Consider the following 673-nt stretch of genomic DNA (forward strand, 5'->3'; position numbering starts at 1 on the left):
CTGCAAATGCATCTTCTAAATATTCGTTGAATTGCCTGACTGGGGACGGGATGATTTCCGCGCGAGTATATTTTTTTATGGTTAAGTTACATAGCAGTAGGGAGGCTTGAATCTTAAGGTCCGGATTTTGAGCGGGCTTCAATAAGAATTCTATATAGTCTTTTCCTTTCGCGTTACCTCCATAGCTTGGGTGCGTGATAAGGGTTTGCAGCGCTTTGTCGCAGGCATCTTTAAAATCTGTTCTAACAAACATTATTACAGAAGCGTGTATGTCATTAGGAGTTGTGTAGCCGCAAACCTGTGATATCGCGTCGAACAGTACCATCGGACCATCCCAGAATTTGCATTCCGAAACTAATAAATTTCCAATTTCCTCTGATCCTTGAGGGTGGCTGATTACAATATCGCAATGCCCCAAAAAAGCATGGGTTTCAGCGGTGGCATTGAATCCTTTTTCTCGTAGCTCTGAGACAAGATGAGATCTTAAATTGGTTTCGCTAGCATTCACGTGAAGTTGGGCGTTCTGCTCCCAGTGCTTCACGCGTGTTCGAATGACCTGCATAGGGTCAAGCATACGCAGCGGTTGATAATTTGAAAGCCCTTTAAGTTCATTGATGAATTGCTGCGCTCGCTGTATGTCCGCCCACTGTTGCTCATACTGCCTGAGCATGTA

1 protein-coding gene is annotated in these 673 nt (G+C 44.4%); it reads right to left on the reverse strand.

Translation table 11 applies throughout. From position 1 onward, the window contains the following. A partial coding sequence (locus AC1DH9_RS30305) for a hypothetical protein (protein WP_477809476.1) occupies positions 1-673 on the reverse strand: 673 nt, incomplete at both ends.

This window comes from Pseudomonas sp. 05T35 (assembly GCF_056396605.1).